Below are 14,798 nucleotides of genomic sequence, written 5' to 3' on the forward strand. Positions count from 1 at the left end.
GGCTCGTAACGAGCTACCTAGTGGTGGGTTGATGACGATAAAAACATTTGATTGGGTCCAGCTGGGAGAGACGTTTTGATGAGCGGGTTTGGCATGCCGTCAGTTTGATTCCGCCTGGTCATTTGGCCACCTATGGCCAGGTGGCTGACTGGCTCGGGGCCTGGGGCTGCGCGCGTCAGGTGGGATGGGCTTTGCGCCGGCTGAGCTTGCCTTCTGAGGTGCCTTGGCAGCGGGTTGTGAATGCCAAGGGACGGATTTCGATGAGCCTGAGCAGGGAGGGATCCGATTGGATGCAGCGGCAGCTTTTGATTGCAGAGGGAATCCCTGTGGATGCAGACGGCCGGCTCCTGTTGCAGCGATTTCTCTGGAGGCCGGACCTCGAGGCGCTAGCTCTAGAGATCCACCAATTCGCCATTGCCCGTGAGTGAGCCCGAAGTCAACGGCGCCAAAATTGGTTTACCGGCGCGTCGTTTGGCCTGGGAGGTACTGGAGGCCGTGGCTGCGGGCGCCTATGCCGACGTAGCCCTAGAGCGGGCCCTTCGTCAAAATCCCCTGTTTCCAGCGGATCGCGGCCTGGCCACCGAGCTGGCCTATGGATGCATCCGCTGGCGTCAATGGCTGGATGGTTGGTTGGATCGTCTCGGCAAAGTTCCAGCCCATAAGCAGCCGCCCCGCTTGCGTTGGCTCCTGCATCTCGGCCTGTATCAACTGCTGCGGATGCAGCGCATCCCGGCTGCAGCAGCGGTGGATACCACTGTGGAGCTAGCCAAGCGCCACCGGCTCTCCAAGCTGTCGCCGGTGGTGAATGGTGTGCTGCGCTCGGCCCTACGCGCCAAGGAGGCCGGCGAGACCCTGGCGGTGCCCAACCAACCCGCCGAACGACTGGCGTTGAGCCACTCCCTACCCGTTTGGTTTGCTGAGAGCCTCCTGAACTGGACGGGTCCTGATCAGGCCGAGCGGGTGGCGATCGCCTGCAATCAAGTGCCCCCCTTGGATCTGCGGGTGAATCGCTTGTGCAGCACACCAGAGTTGGTGGCGGCTGAATTGGCTGAGGCTGGGGTGCCCACGCAGCCGATCGAGGCTTGCCCAGATGGCTTGCAGGTGCTGGCGCCTGCAGGTGATTTGCGCCGTTGGCCAGGTTTTGAACAGGGGCATTGGAGCGTTCAGGATCGATCGGCCCAGGGGGTTGCTCCGCTCTTAGCGCCTCAGCCTGGAGATCGGGTTCTGGATGCCTGCGCTGCCCCGGGTGGGAAGGCCACCCATCTGGCGGAGCTGATGGGGGATGGGGGTGAGATCTGGGCCGTGGATCGCTCCGCTGGTCGTTTAAAGCGAGTGGCCGCGAATGCCTCTCGCTTGGGATGCGCTTCCATCCAGGCGCTGGCAGCGGATGCGACCGACCTGCTTGCACAACAGCCCCAATGGCGTGGTTTCTTTCAACGGATCCTGCTCGATGTTCCTTGCTCGGGGCTGGGGACCTTGTCCCGTCATCCCGATGCCCGTTGGCGTGTCACGCCTGCCACGGTGGAGGAGCTGTTGCCGCTGCAAGCGCGCTTACTGGAGGCGATGCTGCCCTTGCTCGCCCCTGGTGGGCGATTGGTCTATGCGACCTGCACGATCCATCCCGATGAGAACGTGGCGCAGGTCCACAATCTTCTCCAAGGCCACGCCCGCTATCAGTTGGAGTCTGAGCAGCAGCGCTGGCCTGACCCCGATGGCGGTGATGGGTTTTACACCGCTGTGATCTCGGCACCAGTCACGGCACCGATCACTGCACCGGCAAAGGCCTGAAGAATTCGTCTACGGGGGGGCCACCAGAGGGGCTCACGTAACGGGGCTTGGGTGCGGGCTTCGGTGGGGCTGAGTTTTCATTGAAAGGATCATCATTCGCACCAAATAGATCACGATCCGGCAGAGGCCCGTCTCCGGGGTTCGGTCGATTGGGGTTGCGCGCTTTCTTTTTGCCAGGTCGTTGAAGCACCGGTCGTACCGTTTTGGGCTTGGCTGGAAACTTCTGCGCCGGAAATTCAGACTTGATTTGATTCATGAATTGCTTCCAGGCCCAGGCGGATTCGCCACTGTTGCTCTTGGTCTCCGCGTTGTTGTCGTGACCAAACCAAACGGCTGTGGTGAGCTGGGGAATCGAGCCGATGAACCAGATGTCCCGTCCCCCCTCTGAGGTTCCCGTTTTGCCGGCAACGGGGCGATCATCCAGCTTGGCTGCAATGCCCGTGCCGCCGCTCACCACCCGCTGCAGCATCCAATTCATGGTGTCGGCAACGTCGCTATCCATGGCACGTTTGCCTCGATCGCCATCGAGCCTGCGGCTCCAAAGCACATCGCCTCCAGGACCTCTGATCTCTTCAAAGGCGGTGGGTTTCACGTACACACCGCGGTTGGTGACGGCGGAATAGGCGGCCGTCATGTCTAAAACGGTTTGTTCATAGGCACCGATGGCCATCGGGTAGTAGCGGCCGAGAGGTCGCTGGTTGCCAATGCCGAGATTGTTGGCCATTGCAATGATCGGGTCAAAGCCCACCTTGTCTTGCAATTGCACCGCAACCGTGTTGAGCGAATTCTTTAAGGCGTCGGCGAGAGAGATGTTGCCAAAATATTTTTTGCCAAAGTTTTTGGGGCAGTAACCGTTCCAGCAGCGCGGTCTGTCCAGAAAAATATCTTCTGCTTTGACGCCCGCATTAATCGCTGCGCTGTAGGGAAACAGTTTGAAGGTGGACCCTGGTGATCTCAGGGCCTGGGTGGCGCGGTTGAACTGGCTGGAATAAAAGTTTTTTCCTCCCACCATCACCCGCACCAATCCGGTGCCAGGGGCGATCGAAACAATCACACCTTCTGTTCCATTCGGAGCGATTTCACGCACCACCTTTTGGGCTTTGCGTTGCCAATCGAGATTCAGGCTGGTGCGAATCTTGAGGCCTCCCACCTCCAGTTGTTCTGGGGTGAGCAAGGTGGGCAACTGTTGGGCGACCCAGGTTGTGAAGTAGGGAGCCGTGCTGTTGTAGTACTTCGGGATCGCGGGCTTGAGGGCCAGTGGGCTGTTGCGAGCTGCTTCCGCTTCGCCGGAGGTGATGAATCCTTCCTGCTCCATGCGGCTGATCACGATGCTGCGCCTTTGCAGGGCAATCTCGGGGTTCACCAGCGGTGAGTAGAGCGAGGGGGCTGGTGGCATGCCAGCAATGAGAGCCGCTTCTGGGAGGGTTAGATCCTCCGGTTGCTTCGAGAAATACACCCAAGCCGCATCGGAGACGCCATAGGCGCTGGATCCGAGATACACAAAATTGAGGTATTGCTCGAGGATCTGCTCCTTGCTGAGTTGACGCTCGAGCTTGTAGGCCAGTGCTGCTTCTTTGAGTTTGCGCGTGACCGTCCGGTCCTGGCTCAAGAACACCGTGCGGGCCAGTTGCTGGGTGATCGTGCTCGCTCCTTCGCGCACCGAGCCCTGCTTCAAATTCGTGACAACGGCCCGTCCGATTCCCCAGAGATCAACGCCGTCATGGTCAAAGAAGCGACGGTCTTCCGCTGCGATGAACGATTGCATCACCAGCTGGGGCATTTGCCCTGGTTTGATCTTCTCCCGGGTGGCTGGCCCAAGTTTTTGGATCACCTTGCCGTTGCTCGAGAGGAGCGTGATCGTGCCAGGCCGATTGAAGAGATTGATCCCTCTGGCATCGGGCAAGGTCGCATCTATCGCGCGTGTGATGGCGGCCTGCCCGAGGGCCGCACCACTGCCAATCGCAGCGGCGACACCCGCGATCAGGAACCAGTGACGACGGGTGGGATTCACATTCCCTGCGTCAGGGGACTGTGGCCGATCGCCAACGCTGTGACCAGCATCCCAAGCACGAGAAAGGGCTGGGCGCTGGCTTGATATTTCACGTCGAATTCAACGGGGTCGCGAAGCAGCCAGATGTCTTGAAAAGTGATCTGAGGCACGATCAACAACACAAGCAAGACGGCTGCAAAATGCTGCCCGATTGCGATCAGAACTGCAACCATCAAGAGCTGGAAGAGGTCGATCATCCCAGCGCTGATCCAGCTTGCGGGCCCAATCCCAAATGCAACAGGGAGTGACTGAAGGCCGAGAGCGCGATCACCTTCCACACTTTTGAAGTCGTTGACCACGGCAATTCCCAAGCCGGCGAGGCTGTAGGCAAGCGTGAGCAGTGCCGTCGCCCAGGTGAGTTGGCCAAACAGGGCCTGACCCGCCCACCAGGGAAGGGCGATGTAACTGGCCCCGAGGGCGTAATTGCCCAACCAACCGTTCTGTTTCAGCTTGAGGGGAGGCGCTGAATAGATAAAGCTCACAAACGAGCCACCAAGGGCGAGCAGGAACAGCACGGGAGTGCTGTGTCCAGCCCAAACGTCCAAACCCCAAGACACCGCTAAGCCGGCGATCAAGAGGCCCCAGATCTGAACCTTCACTTGGCCGAGGCTGATCGCACCCGAAGGGATCGGCCGGTACGGCTCATTGATCGCATCGATCTCGCGATCGTAGTAGTCGTTGATGGTTTGGGTGTAGCCCGCGAGAAGAGGGCCACTCATCACCATGCAGGCCAGCGCAGCGGCCACATGGTCAAAACGCCATTCGTAATTGCCACTGGCGGCAGCACCACACACCACCCCCCAGATCAAAGGGATCCAGGTGACTGGTTTCATCAGCTGCAAGCGCAGCTTCCAAATGTTGGAGGTGCCACTGGCACCTTTCATTCCGAGCAGCTGACGGGCGTCACTCACTAGGTCAATCCTCAGCCGGGAGCGATTTCGTCTTCGAAGAACCAGCTGGTTGAGCCATCACTGAGCTGAACGACCACGCCGATTCCTTTCCCATCGACAGTGCGGAAATCAACCACGGTGCCGATGGCGTCTTTCTTGAGCAATTCCACCAGTGCACCGGAAATGCGATCACGGACCCGGGTGACCCGGACTTTCGAGCCGATGTCGATCGTGACTGACGTCTGCTGTGACATGGCCTGCGAGGCTTGAGAAGTGGCCGCAACACTAACAGCCTCTTTTCAATTGACATGGTCGCTCTTCGTTTGATTCCCTGCCTCGACGTGGCCAACGGCCGGGTGGTGAAAGGTGTCAATTTTGTGGGCCTGCGTGACGCAGGCGATCCGGTGGAATTGGCCTGTCGTTACAGCGAGGCCGGAGCCGATGAACTGGTGTTTCTTGACATTGCGGCCAGCCATGAGGGACGCGCCACCTTGGTGGACCTCGTCCGTCGTACGGCTGCGAGTGTGACGATCCCGTTCACGGTGGGTGGCGGAATCGCTTCCGTGGAGGGCATCACGGAACTGCTGCGTGCCGGTGCCGACAAAGTGAGTTTGAATTCGTCGGCTGTTCGCCGCCCTGAACTGGTGTCTGAGGGGGCTGAGCGTTTCGGCTGTCAGTGCATTGTTGTGGCGATTGATGCGAGGCGCCGCTCGAGTGGGGGCTGGGATGTCTATGTGAAAGGAGGCCGCGAAAACACCGGATTGGATGCGGTGGACTGGGCCCGTCGGGTTGCGGACCTTGGGGCGGGGGAGATCCTGCTCACTTCAATGGATGGAGACGGAACCCAAGCGGGTTACGACTTGGCGCTCACCAGGGCGGTGGCTCAGGCCGTTGCTGTACCTGTGATCGCCTCGGGAGGGGCGGGGTGTATGGATCACATCGCTGCCGCCCTCGATGCAGGGCCAGAGGGCGGCCAGGCATCGGCGGCCTTGTTGGCCTCACTCCTCCATGACGGTGTTCTCAGCGTTGAGCAAATCAAGCTGGATTTGCAGGGACGCGGTTTGCTGATCAGGCCCTTGGAGCCTGAGCTGGCGCCTTAAATTGGGGGGACTTAGCAGGGCGGTTGTTGCTGGGTGGTTTGCCATTTATGACGCGTCATCAGGCCTTGCCTGTGGGGATCCTTTTGGTTGCGGTGGTGATGGCGTTGCTGGCCTGGGCCCTGCAATTGATGCAAGCGGCGATCGATCAACAGGAATTTTCGTTGATGCTCGCGGGCTGCTTGGTGTGTTCAGCTGCCGTTGGTTTGGCCACGGTGATGGTGATGACTTTGAACGGACTGCTGGTTTGAGCTGCTTGTGAAACCTCGTGACCCAGCGGCGGTGGAGGCGTTGTTTAACGCCGTTGCTCCCCGTTACGACCGCCTGAATGATCTGCTCAGTTTGGGGCTGCACAGACAGTGGAAGCGTCAACTCCTGTCCTGGCTGAGCCCGCAATCGCCTGAGCGTTGGCTTGATCTGTGTTGTGGAACGGGGGATCTCGCCCTTGCTTTGGCACGAAAGTTGAGGCCGGAGGGCTCGGTTTTGGGGTTGGATGCCGCCGCTGCACCGCTGTCGCTGGCTGCGGAACGCGCCGGGCGCGAGCCCTGGTTGCCGGTGCAATGGATCCAAGCGGATGCGCTGGACACCGGGTTGCCGGATCAGGACTTCGATGGGGTGGTGATGGCGTACGGGTTGCGCAACCTGGCAGACCCGTTGTTGGGTTTTCAGGAGATGGCAAGGCTGCTGAAGCCTGGCGGGCGCGCTGCTGTTTTGGACTTCAATCGGTTGCCACAAGGCAGTGCAGCAGCTGCTTTTCAGCGCACCTACCTGCGCCGGGTGGTGGTCCCTGTCGCCGCTGGCATGGGGCTTGCCGACCAGTACGCCTATCTGGAAACGAGCGTGGAGCAATTCCTCACGGGAGAGGAGCAGGAGCGTGAAGCTGTTGCCGCTGGCTTCACCGCCGCACAGCATCGACGTTTGGTCGGCGGACAGATGGGTGTGCTGCTCTTAATTCGTTGATTGAATTCGTTAAGGATGGTTGAGGCCTGTTGAGGCCCTTGCGCGGCGAGCCCAAAAAGGGATTAGGAAGAAAACATTAAGAAACGAAGCTGTCCGTTTGGCCTTCCCCCTCCCCTCCTTGCTGGCTTCGATTGAAGATCTCTTGGTGGAGGTGGCATGGCTCGACGGGATGATCCTGGTGACGGAGTCCCAAGAGGCCACCTTTCTTCCCGTGGCTCAGGTGAATCCTGTGCTGGCCAGGCTGCGATCGAAACCGCGAGGGGCTGAGGTTGCGGACAAACTCAGCCTGTCGCTGCTCAAGTCCCAAGGGCAGCGGGCGAGCAAACCCGTGTTGGTCGTCCAGGGAGACGGTCGCTTTTGGTTGGGAATTATCAGTCCCAGCAAGTCCCGTTCGCGCTCGCGTCATCAACGCGTCGTCGATCATCTTGATCGCTGCTTTGCGAAGGGCTAAGTCCGGGCGGTCAGGATGTCTCCCTGATCGCTGGACGCTCTGAGGAGACTGGATTGGATCTGCGCCTCAATTGTTGTTTTTGATCTGATTTGAATCGATTAAATTTAGATCTTTGTTTTTTGCATAGATCCGTGATTCTCAAGGCCTGGCTGATGCCTGCTAGATTTTTATTGCTTGCTTCCAATTGATTGAAAGGGCTCTCCACGCTCGCATTGTTTATGGCTGTTGTTGGCAGTGGTTTGGTTGGCATGCTGGTTTATGCGGGCCTTTTTTATTCCAATGCAAGGCGTACGATTCCCGCGCCCACTGAAATGGATAGCTCCCATTTTCAGTCTCGTGAGGAGGCTGAAAAGGCTGCGAAGGAATGGATCTCTCTTGGCGGTGTTTATGTGATGGAGACCATTACCACCGTGCGTCATTCTGTGCCCATTACGGCGCTTGAAAAAAAGAAATTAAAGGCTCAAAGGGATCAGGCTATGAGGAAGACAATAGAAGCTGAATATAGTGTTTGTCTTGAAAAAGCTCAAACCGATCTAGCCAGGGAATTGTGTTCCTTTGGACCGCGTGAAGTGCCTCTTGCGGATGAGGTCAAGATCCCCAAGAAAAAGGTGATTGAGCAGCGAAATGTGAAAACAGTTGAAGTTCCCCGTCGCGAGTGCAGCGATGATCCAGAGTTGCGTTCTTTTGAATGCATTGAGCTCAAGGTTGAGCGTGATGCCGTTGTGAATCGTTTGGATGGTGGTAAAGCAATCCCCATCGAGTCTTTTCAGCAATTTCGTTACTGAGAGAATGATTTAGATCTCATTTGTGTATTTTTTATGTTCATGGTTTAATTGTTTTTGATTGAAGGAAAGCTTATGCGTTAAATATGATGCAAATGGTTTAAAAAAATATGGCGTTATCGTTGTATTGTTTTGCAAGAATAAAAGAGAGGTCGTCCATTCCCTCCCTTGGAGCGGTCTCCGTCCCCGAGGAACCTTTACAAAATGTAACACCAATTGTTGTCGGACTAGGGGCGGCCTTTGTTTGATAGTGCATGTGTACTGTTTTGCGGCCTTGGGATGGGGGGAGAGGGTTGGCTTCAGGATCCAGACGGTTACTGGGTCAAGCGATTTCATCGCGATGAAGCGTCTTGGCGAGGAGGGTCTCGCGTTTTCGTCGATGACGGCAGGGGGATGCCCAATGGTGAACCAGCGCTCTTAAAGCGCCGGCAGCATTTGCGCCGTGAACAGGCTGAGCAGCTTTGGAAGGCGCTGCAACGTGAGGGCTGGAGGCCAACCAAACCTGTCTGGGGACCTGCTTGTAAGCCATAAAAATGAGAGGGCTCTCAACCCCTCTCAGTGCGTCTTGCTTTCGCTCCTTCACTTTGGCTTGCCTTTTTCATGGAGGTATGACGAGAGCGTGTGGGAGTCGCTACCAAATCCGTCTGAGTTGTGAGCGACCTTCGCTGTTGGGGGCAGAAGCCTTTGCTCGACTAGCCTTCTAGCCCCACAGGTTCTCTGCGTTGCTGCTTTGTATCGCCATCGTCCGATGTGCGCTCTAACGCTTGCGATCGTGCAGAGCTCCGTGAGCCCGACCCACCGTTCCCATTTGGCCCCTGCTCGGTATGCACTTCCAGGACATCATCAGCACGCTGAATCGCTTTTGGGGAGAGCAGGGCTGTGTGTTGTTACAGCCCTACGACACGGAAAAGGGTGCTGGGACCATGAGCCCGCACACGGTGTTACGGGCGATTGGACCTGAGCCGTGGGCAGTGGCGTATCCAGAGCCTTGCCGTCGTCCCACCGATGGACGTTATGGCGATAACCCCAATCGGGCGCAGCACTACTTCCAATATCAGGTACTGATCAAGCCTTCTCCCGATGGCATTCAGGAAACGTATCTGGCGTCCCTTGCTGCTCTGGGCATTTGTGCTGCGGATCACGACATTCGCTTCGTGGAGGACAACTGGGAGTCCCCAACCCTGGGTGCTTGGGGTGTGGGTTGGGAGGTCTGGTTAGACGGCATGGAGGTCACCCAGTTCACCTACTTCCAGCAATGTGGTGGCATCGACTGCAAGCCCGTTTCGATTGAGATCACCTACGGCTTGGAGCGTTTGGCGATGTACTTGCAAGATGTGGAAAGCATCTGGGAGTTGAGCTGGAACGCTGAGCGCAGCTATGGAGATATTTGGCTTCCCTTTGAGAAGGGGCAATGTGAATTTAATTTCGAGGCCTCTAACCCAGATCGACTCAAACAGCTCTTCGCTATTTATGAGGCGGAAGCCACAGATCTGATCGAACACAACTTGCCAGCTCCTGCCCTCGACTTTGTTTTGAAGTGCAGCCACACGTTCAATCTCTTGGAAGCCCGCGGCGTGATTTCGGTGACGGAACGGACCGCCACAATCGGTCGAATTCGCAACCTGGCTCGCAAAGTGGCGGAAGCCTGGTTGGCGGAACGGGAAGCGCTGGGGTTTCCATTGCTGCAGCCAAGCCCTGCAGCGCCGGTTGAGGCTTGACCTCTGAGTTTTGGCCTCTGAGGCTTCATCTCGACCTGTGCAAACGATGCATGCGATAGCCATGCACGATTTCAGTGGCCCATGCATGACCTGAATGCATGGTTTGGGTGAATCCATTCATTCTCAAATTGTTGGTGATGTTTAATCATTGGCCTTGATCCGTTTGCCGTAGGGCATTTTCGTTCTGCGTTAATGCGTATTTTTTCGTTCCATGTTGAAGGGGGAACGCTTTAACCAGCTTGATCGTTCTGTCTCGATGAACGTTGCACTTTGGCTGGTCCTTGTCATGCTTGCCACCCAGCTCGGGGCGGCTCTCTCCCAGGCGACCCAGCACTGGTGTGTGGTCTTGGTTGGGCTGGCTGCGGCTGTGGTGCTGATCTGTCGCCGGTTTGCGCTTTCAGGTTGGAAGCTGTTTGTTCTTGTGGTCGTGTTGTGTGGCTTGTTGCTGCGCTCCTCCATTGGGCAAGTGGCCACTCCTACCCCCCTGGATCCGCTGCAGCTTGTGCCAAGCGGTTCAGATTCGCAGCAGCTGGTGATTGAGGGCCGTGCTCTGGCCGATGCACCTGTTCGTCGGGGGCGCTGCCAAGCCCTGCTGCAGGTGCACCACTTAGCGGGGCAGGTTCGCGACGGCCGCACGGAGTTGGTGGTGGATCCTTGCCCTCAGCTGGTGCGCAAAGGTTCCTGGGTGAGGGCTCAAGGTCAGCTCGTGACGCCTGCTGTCGCAACCCATCGCTCGCTTCCCAACCCGGCGGAACGGTTGGCGGCTCGCGGCTGTTGGACCCAATTCCGTACCAAGACAGTGGAGCTGATCCATCAAGATCACACCCCCTTGGCTGATCGGCGTCGTCAGATCGCGGCTCGCTTTCAAGAGCTAGCAGGAGAGCCTTCAGGTGGTCTGTTGGCGGCGCTGGTGCTGGGCGGAGCCCACGTTGAGCTCAGCTCGGAGCTGCGAGAGGCCTTTCGTGTTGCGGGTTTATCCCACGCCTTAGCCGCGTCCGGATTTCATCTTTCTGTGTTGTTGGGAGCCACGCTTGTCCTGACGCGCAGGGGTTGCATGCCCTTGCGATTGGTGGCTGGAGTGGGCGCGATGGCTGTGTTTCTTGCGCTGGCGGGCGGGCAGCCATCCGTGGTTCGCGCCGTGTTGATGGGCGCTGCTGCTCTCTTGATCCGGGAACGGGGCTCTCGCGTCCAACCCTTAGGCGTGCTGCTCAGCACCTTGGTGGTGATGCTGTTGCTGAACCCTGCCTGGGCACGTTCCATTGGCTTTCAGCTCAGTGCTGCTGCAACGGCGGGTTTAGTGCTCAGTGCGCAGCCCTTAGAGCAGTGGCTTCTCCAGCTTGGTTCTCAGCGTTGTCCTCAGAGGTGGATGTCGGTTCTGGCCCCTGCCCTATCGGTGCCGATGGCGGCGCTGCTTTGGACCCTTCCTTTGCAGATCCTGCACTTTGGCTCTGTGCCTTTGTATTCGCTGCTGAGCAACCTGATGGCTGCACCTCTGCTGGCACCGCTCACCCTTGCGGCGATGACCTTGGCATTGCTGACGTTGGTGCTGCCAACGGCGATCGCCGCACTCGTGATGCCGCTGTTGGTTTGGCCGGTGCAGCAGTTGGCAGCGTTGTTGATCGCTTTGGTGGGTTGGATGAGCGCCTGGCCCCATGCCCAGCTGCTGACGGGACATCCGCAGCCTTGGGTGGTGTTGGTTGTTGTGCTGGCTTTTCTCCCTTGGGCCTTGCCCGCACTGCATTGCTGGCGCTGGAGAGCGTTTCCTCTTTTGCTCTTGGCCACGCTGGTGCAGGCGGGTGTCCAGCTCAGCGATGAGGTGGTGTTGGTGCAGCAGTGGGGAAGGCAGTGGCTACTGGCTCGTCATCAAGGGCGTGCTGCACTGATGAGCAGTCATGGAGATTTGCTTAGTTGCCAGTTGGCTCAGCAGCTTGCGCAGGGTTACGGACACCGCCGTTTGGATTGGGTGGTGGTGATGGACCCAGTGGCGAGTGATCACATCAGTTGTTGGACGCCTTTGGCCCATACCGTGCGGGCGGAGCATCAAGGCCAACCTCCCTTGCTTCCAGGTCAACGTCTGCAAAGCCCTGGTTTGATGTTGCGTCCTCTGCCAGGCCAAGACAGGCTTTGGCAGTTGCGCGTGAATGCGCAGCTCCATCGCCTTAAGCAATCAGGCCGTGGCGCTTTAAGATGGGATCACGCTGGTGAAGCGTTTGGAGAGGTGGCAGAGCCCGGTTGAATGCGCACGACTCGAAATCGTGTAGGGGTAACACCCTCGTGGGTTCGAATCCCACCCTCTCCGTTCTGAGCAACTCCTTGTAGGTCTCTGAAAGTCCCAAACCCGCTGTGGTGAGGGACTTTTTTAGTGGTTGCTGGTCCTGGTTCGTCCCTCGAAATACCAGGATGTCCCGCAAATGTGTTGTTGGAAGTGTTGTTGGATTTAGGGGTTGTGTTGTTGGATAAAATTGGTGTTGTTGGATTGCTGAGATGTCTCTCTCTGACTCGCAAGTCAAGGCAGTGAAGGCAGGACCACGCAGACAGAATGTTTCCGTAGGAGATTCTCTTTTCCTCGTCATTGAACCTTTTCGTGATAACGGAAAAGGTGGTGGAAAGTCCTTTGAGGGACGCATGAGGTTTCCTCCTGGACGCAAGGGAAAACAAGTCCCCGTTCGTATTGGTGTCTATGGAAGGGGGGTTGGGAAGTGGTCCTTGAAAGAGGCACGGGACGAATGGGACCGCATCAGGTCATGGAGCAGAGAGACAGGTAGAGACCCCAGGGAACTGAAAAATAATGATCGACAGACTCAGGTCCAGGACTCATTGGGTCCAACCTTTGCTGATGCATGTCAGTCCTATCTCTCCCATTCCTCGTCTAAGGCATCGAGGAATGAATATCCAAACCTGCTCGACCATCAGGTCATTCCTCGTCTTGGTGGGGATACACCCGTTGCTCACTTGTCCTGGGATCACAAAGGACCTGGTGGAAAGAATGGCAGGGAAAGAGTGATGGAGATATTCCGTTCCAAGGTTGCTGATGGGAAGGCACCCCAGGCAGACAAACTTCTGATGGTCATGCGTGGGGTGTTTGACCATGCGATTGATCAGGGGTGGATGGATAGGGACCAGAATCCTGCTCTCGGAACTAAAGGCACAAAGACAAAACACAAGGCAACTCCGCATCCAACCCTTCCTTGGGACCAACTTCCTCAGTTTTTTAATGACTTAGAGAAGAACCAGGCAAATGGAACTTTGGTTCTGTGCTCTGCTGTAAAGGTCGTTTTGATGACCTTCTTGCGAGTTGGTTCGTTAGTTCCAATGCTGTGGGAAGAACTCGATGAATCAAGGGATTTATGGGTGATTCCAGGTAGTCGGATGAAAACTGGGCATAACCACCTGGTTCCTTTGACTGATCCACTCAAAGAAGTTCTGGAATCTTTGCGGAAAGTGAATGGTGCTCAAGAGTTTGTGTTTGCTTCTCCCAGGTCCAGGAGCACCCCATATCTCAATCCTTATTCTATTAATCAGCACTTCATTCGGATGGGATACAAGGGCGTCCAGACAGCACATGGACTTAGAAGGACTGCTCTGACTGTTGGACAAGATGTTCTGGGGTTTCCTGCTGAACTTATCCAACGACAGTTGTCTCATGCGATTGGAGACAAAGTTAGGCAGTCCTATGACGATTCGACACTCTTAGACGAGAGAAGAAAGTTTATGATTGCTTGGTGTGATGCCCTCCTTGCTCAGGGAATGAAGATCTAATTATTTTAGATCACTTGTATTCGATAGACAGCGCGCAAAATCCAAACGAGACAGGAAGGTTCAATGTCTTGATTGTCATATAGGTGGTTGACAGTATAGGATTTTTGGAGTATGCTGAGTCAACGAATTGGGAAAGTTTTGACTTCTCTAGTTCGTTGCTAAAAACGCTAATCCGGTTCATTGTTTTAGATATATTTGTCTAGATTTATTTGACCCCGTGAAAAGCATTTATACATAACTAATTTATTTTTAAATATGACCTCAAAAGCAAAATTTATTCGCCTTCCTCAGGTAAAAGAACTTACCTGTCTCTCTAAAACATCGATTTATCGTCTGATGGGAGAGGGAGAATTTCCAAAACAAGTTGCCTTAGGTGCTCGATCTGTTGTTTGGGTTAAATCCCAAATAGAGGATTGGTGCGAAAGCAAGTTGAACGGAACTCAATTCAATCAATATTGTGAATAAACTGAATACACTACTAGTCAAAAACTATGTAGCATCGCTTATTAAATCTTATAATCCAGGTGTCAAATTATGAAGACAACAATATGCTTCTACGCAAGTAGAAGTTACGATATTGTGATCTATGATCGCAATCTTAATGCACCCTGCAGTGAACATATGATCAATGGTCATCAGGCGGTAGAAGTGATGAATCATCTCAATGGTAAAATATTAAATCAAAAAATGCTTGCCTCAATAGGAAGTTATGATCTTATGATTTATGACTGTAAAGGATATTTGTCTTGCTATAAAGAGATGATTGATGATTATCCTCTAGAGCAGGTACTGAATTACCTTGCCAATTCAAGTGGAAGTGACAAGATGGAAGCAACACCAATTAATAATATACAAATCCAAAATTTATTCAGGAGAAGGTTAAATGGGTAAAAGTTTCAAGACTAAGTATATTCCGGATAGCGCTATAGACGTATTGTGTATCGGAAGAGCACTTTGTGATATTACTAAGTATCCTAAAAGCAATTTCCCTGCAAGGATTCAAATTCGGTTTGACGATAAAGAGATGCAATTTGCATTTGAGCAATTAGTTGCTATGCATTTGGTTCCGATGCTGTCTTTTGATGAATTCGATGAACTCATTGAGGATGTTCATTCTCTCAAGCAAGACGACCAATAAAACTTGAGGTCTAGTTCAATAGAGGATGCATTGAGCATTCTCTATTTTTTTATTTGAATAAATAAGTTGTCAGCAATTAAACCTGAAGGGTTTGATGCTGTCCAGTTGCTTCGTATCCATTTTGTGCCCACCTGAGTGGTGGGAGAATTCAACATGTCTCAAAAG

The 14,798-nt window shown here is 55.2% G+C and carries 17 protein-coding genes and 1 tRNA gene; 15 read left to right on the top strand and 3 right to left on the bottom strand.

The window, feature by feature from the left end; translation table 11 throughout:
• Positions 1-47: 47 nt before the first annotated feature.
• Together SynROS8604_RS03950 and SynROS8604_RS03955 are read left to right on the top strand one after the other, a co-directional pair.
• On the top strand, positions 48-428 hold the full coding sequence (locus SynROS8604_RS03950) for an MGMT family protein (protein WP_186545214.1): 381 nt from the start codon (positions 48-50) through the stop codon (positions 426-428).
• Positions 421-1,788 (top strand): 16S rRNA (cytosine(967)-C(5))-methyltransferase, encoded by a 1,368-nt coding sequence (locus SynROS8604_RS03955; RefSeq protein ID WP_186545215.1) that lies wholly within the window; start codon positions 421-423, stop codon positions 1,786-1,788. Before SynROS8604_RS03950 ends, SynROS8604_RS03955 begins: the two co-directional genes overlap by 8 nt.
• On the opposite strand, the gene SynROS8604_RS03960 is transcribed toward SynROS8604_RS03955, so the two are convergent.
• From SynROS8604_RS03960 to SynROS8604_RS03970, 3 genes are read right to left on the bottom strand one after another with little or no spacing between them, the layout of a single operon-like run.
• Positions 1,766-3,799 carry a transglycosylase domain-containing protein gene (locus tag SynROS8604_RS03960; protein WP_186545216.1) on the bottom strand — a complete coding sequence of 678 codons (2,034 nt, stop codon included), beginning with the start codon at positions 3,797-3,799 and terminating at the stop codon, positions 1,766-1,768. The two genes, SynROS8604_RS03955 and SynROS8604_RS03960, sit on opposite strands and share 23 nt — an antisense overlap.
• A complete protein-coding gene (gene chlG / locus SynROS8604_RS03965; protein ID WP_115070984.1) occupies positions 3,796-4,749 on the bottom strand; it encodes a chlorophyll synthase ChlG in 954 nt (317 codons plus the stop codon). The genes SynROS8604_RS03960 and chlG overlap by 4 nt, the downstream gene beginning before the upstream one ends.
• Before the next feature lie 11 nt (positions 4,750-4,760).
• Positions 4,761-4,982, bottom strand: coding sequence for a DUF2862 domain-containing protein (locus SynROS8604_RS03970; protein ID WP_006854671.1), 222 nt, complete (start codon positions 4,980-4,982; stop codon positions 4,761-4,763).
• A 54-nt stretch (positions 4,983-5,036) separates the two neighbouring features.
• On the opposite strand from SynROS8604_RS03970, the gene hisF reads away from it, so the two are divergent.
• The 13 genes from hisF to SynROS8604_RS04035 all read left to right on the top strand — a co-directional run bounded on the left by hisF (position 5,037) and on the right by SynROS8604_RS04035 (position 14,633).
• Positions 5,037-5,828 (top strand): imidazole glycerol phosphate synthase subunit HisF, encoded by a 792-nt coding sequence (gene hisF, locus SynROS8604_RS03975; protein WP_006854670.1) that lies wholly within the window; start codon positions 5,037-5,039, stop codon positions 5,826-5,828.
• A 47-nt stretch (positions 5,829-5,875) separates the two neighbouring features.
• Positions 5,876-6,076: a hypothetical protein gene (locus SynROS8604_RS03980; protein ID WP_186545217.1), complete on the top strand. Its 201-nt coding sequence runs from the start codon at positions 5,876-5,878 to the stop codon at positions 6,074-6,076.
• 7 nt (positions 6,077-6,083) lie between these two features.
• Complete coding sequence (gene ubiE, locus SynROS8604_RS03985) at positions 6,084-6,785, top strand: bifunctional demethylmenaquinone methyltransferase/2-methoxy-6-polyprenyl-1,4-benzoquinol methylase UbiE (protein WP_186545218.1); 702 nt, start codon at positions 6,084-6,086, stop codon at positions 6,783-6,785.
• Positions 6,786-6,882: 97 nt separating this feature from the next.
• On the top strand, positions 6,883-7,236 hold the full coding sequence (locus SynROS8604_RS03990; RefSeq protein ID WP_186545219.1) for a hypothetical protein: 354 nt from the start codon (positions 6,883-6,885) through the stop codon (positions 7,234-7,236).
• A gap of 188 nt (positions 7,237-7,424) precedes the next feature.
• Positions 7,425-8,021, top strand: coding sequence for a hypothetical protein (locus SynROS8604_RS03995; RefSeq protein WP_255445178.1), 597 nt, complete (start codon positions 7,425-7,427; stop codon positions 8,019-8,021).
• A gap of 276 nt (positions 8,022-8,297) precedes the next feature.
• A complete protein-coding gene (locus tag SynROS8604_RS04000; RefSeq protein ID WP_186545220.1) occupies positions 8,298-8,549 on the top strand; it encodes a DUF1651 domain-containing protein in 252 nt (83 codons plus the stop codon).
• A gap of 293 nt (positions 8,550-8,842) precedes the next feature.
• Positions 8,843-9,736, top strand: coding sequence for a glycine--tRNA ligase subunit alpha (gene glyQ / locus SynROS8604_RS04005; protein WP_186545221.1), 894 nt, complete (start codon positions 8,843-8,845; stop codon positions 9,734-9,736).
• Positions 9,737-9,992: 256 nt separating this feature from the next.
• Positions 9,993-11,972 (top strand): ComEC/Rec2 family competence protein, encoded by a 1,980-nt coding sequence (locus tag SynROS8604_RS04010; protein ID WP_186545222.1) that lies wholly within the window; start codon positions 9,993-9,995, stop codon positions 11,970-11,972.
• A tRNA-Ser gene (locus SynROS8604_RS04015) sits at positions 11,949-12,035 on the top strand. The genes SynROS8604_RS04010 and SynROS8604_RS04015 overlap by 24 nt, the downstream gene beginning before the upstream one ends.
• Positions 12,036-12,220: 185 nt before the next feature.
• Positions 12,221-13,495: a site-specific integrase gene (locus tag SynROS8604_RS04020; RefSeq protein ID WP_186545223.1), complete on the top strand. Its 1,275-nt coding sequence runs from the start codon at positions 12,221-12,223 to the stop codon at positions 13,493-13,495.
• Positions 13,496-13,750: 255 nt separating this feature from the next.
• Positions 13,751-13,960, top strand: a complete 210-nt coding sequence (locus SynROS8604_RS04025) for an AlpA family transcriptional regulator (protein ID WP_186545224.1) — start codon at positions 13,751-13,753, stop codon at positions 13,958-13,960.
• A 156-nt stretch (positions 13,961-14,116) separates the two neighbouring features.
• A complete protein-coding gene (locus SynROS8604_RS04030) occupies positions 14,117-14,386 on the top strand; it encodes a hypothetical protein (RefSeq protein ID WP_186545225.1) in 270 nt (89 codons plus the stop codon).
• Positions 14,379-14,633 (top strand): hypothetical protein, encoded by a 255-nt coding sequence (locus SynROS8604_RS04035; protein WP_186545226.1) that lies wholly within the window; start codon positions 14,379-14,381, stop codon positions 14,631-14,633. The genes SynROS8604_RS04030 and SynROS8604_RS04035 overlap by 8 nt, the downstream gene beginning before the upstream one ends.
• Positions 14,634-14,798: the final 165 nt, after the last annotated feature.

This window comes from Synechococcus sp. ROS8604 (genome assembly GCF_014279655.1).
Classification (GTDB): domain Bacteria; phylum Cyanobacteriota; class Cyanobacteriia; order PCC-6307; family Cyanobiaceae; genus Synechococcus_C.

Coding starts and splice junctions, on each gene's coding strand:
- SynROS8604_RS03980 (WP_186545217.1), top strand. CDS start 5,876: ATGACGCGTCATCAGGCCTTGCCTGTGGGGATCCTTTTGGTTGCGGTG.
- SynROS8604_RS04010 (WP_186545222.1), top strand. CDS start 9,993: ATGAACGTTGCACTTTGGCTGGTCCTTGTCATGCTTGCCACCCAGCTC.
- SynROS8604_RS03970 (WP_006854671.1), bottom strand. CDS start 4,982: ATGTCACAGCAGACGTCAGTCACGATCGACATCGGCTCGAAAGTCCGG.
- SynROS8604_RS04025 (WP_186545224.1), top strand. CDS start 13,751: ATGACCTCAAAAGCAAAATTTATTCGCCTTCCTCAGGTAAAAGAACTT.
- SynROS8604_RS04020 (WP_186545223.1), top strand. CDS start 12,221: ATGTCTCTCTCTGACTCGCAAGTCAAGGCAGTGAAGGCAGGACCACGC.
- SynROS8604_RS04000 (WP_186545220.1), top strand. CDS start 8,298: ATGGGGGGAGAGGGTTGGCTTCAGGATCCAGACGGTTACTGGGTCAAG.
- glyQ (WP_186545221.1), top strand. CDS start 8,843: ATGCACTTCCAGGACATCATCAGCACGCTGAATCGCTTTTGGGGAGAG.
- hisF (WP_006854670.1), top strand. CDS start 5,037: ATGGTCGCTCTTCGTTTGATTCCCTGCCTCGACGTGGCCAACGGCCGG.
- SynROS8604_RS04035 (WP_186545226.1), top strand. CDS start 14,379: ATGGGTAAAAGTTTCAAGACTAAGTATATTCCGGATAGCGCTATAGAC.
- SynROS8604_RS04030 (WP_186545225.1), top strand. CDS start 14,117: ATGATCAATGGTCATCAGGCGGTAGAAGTGATGAATCATCTCAATGGT.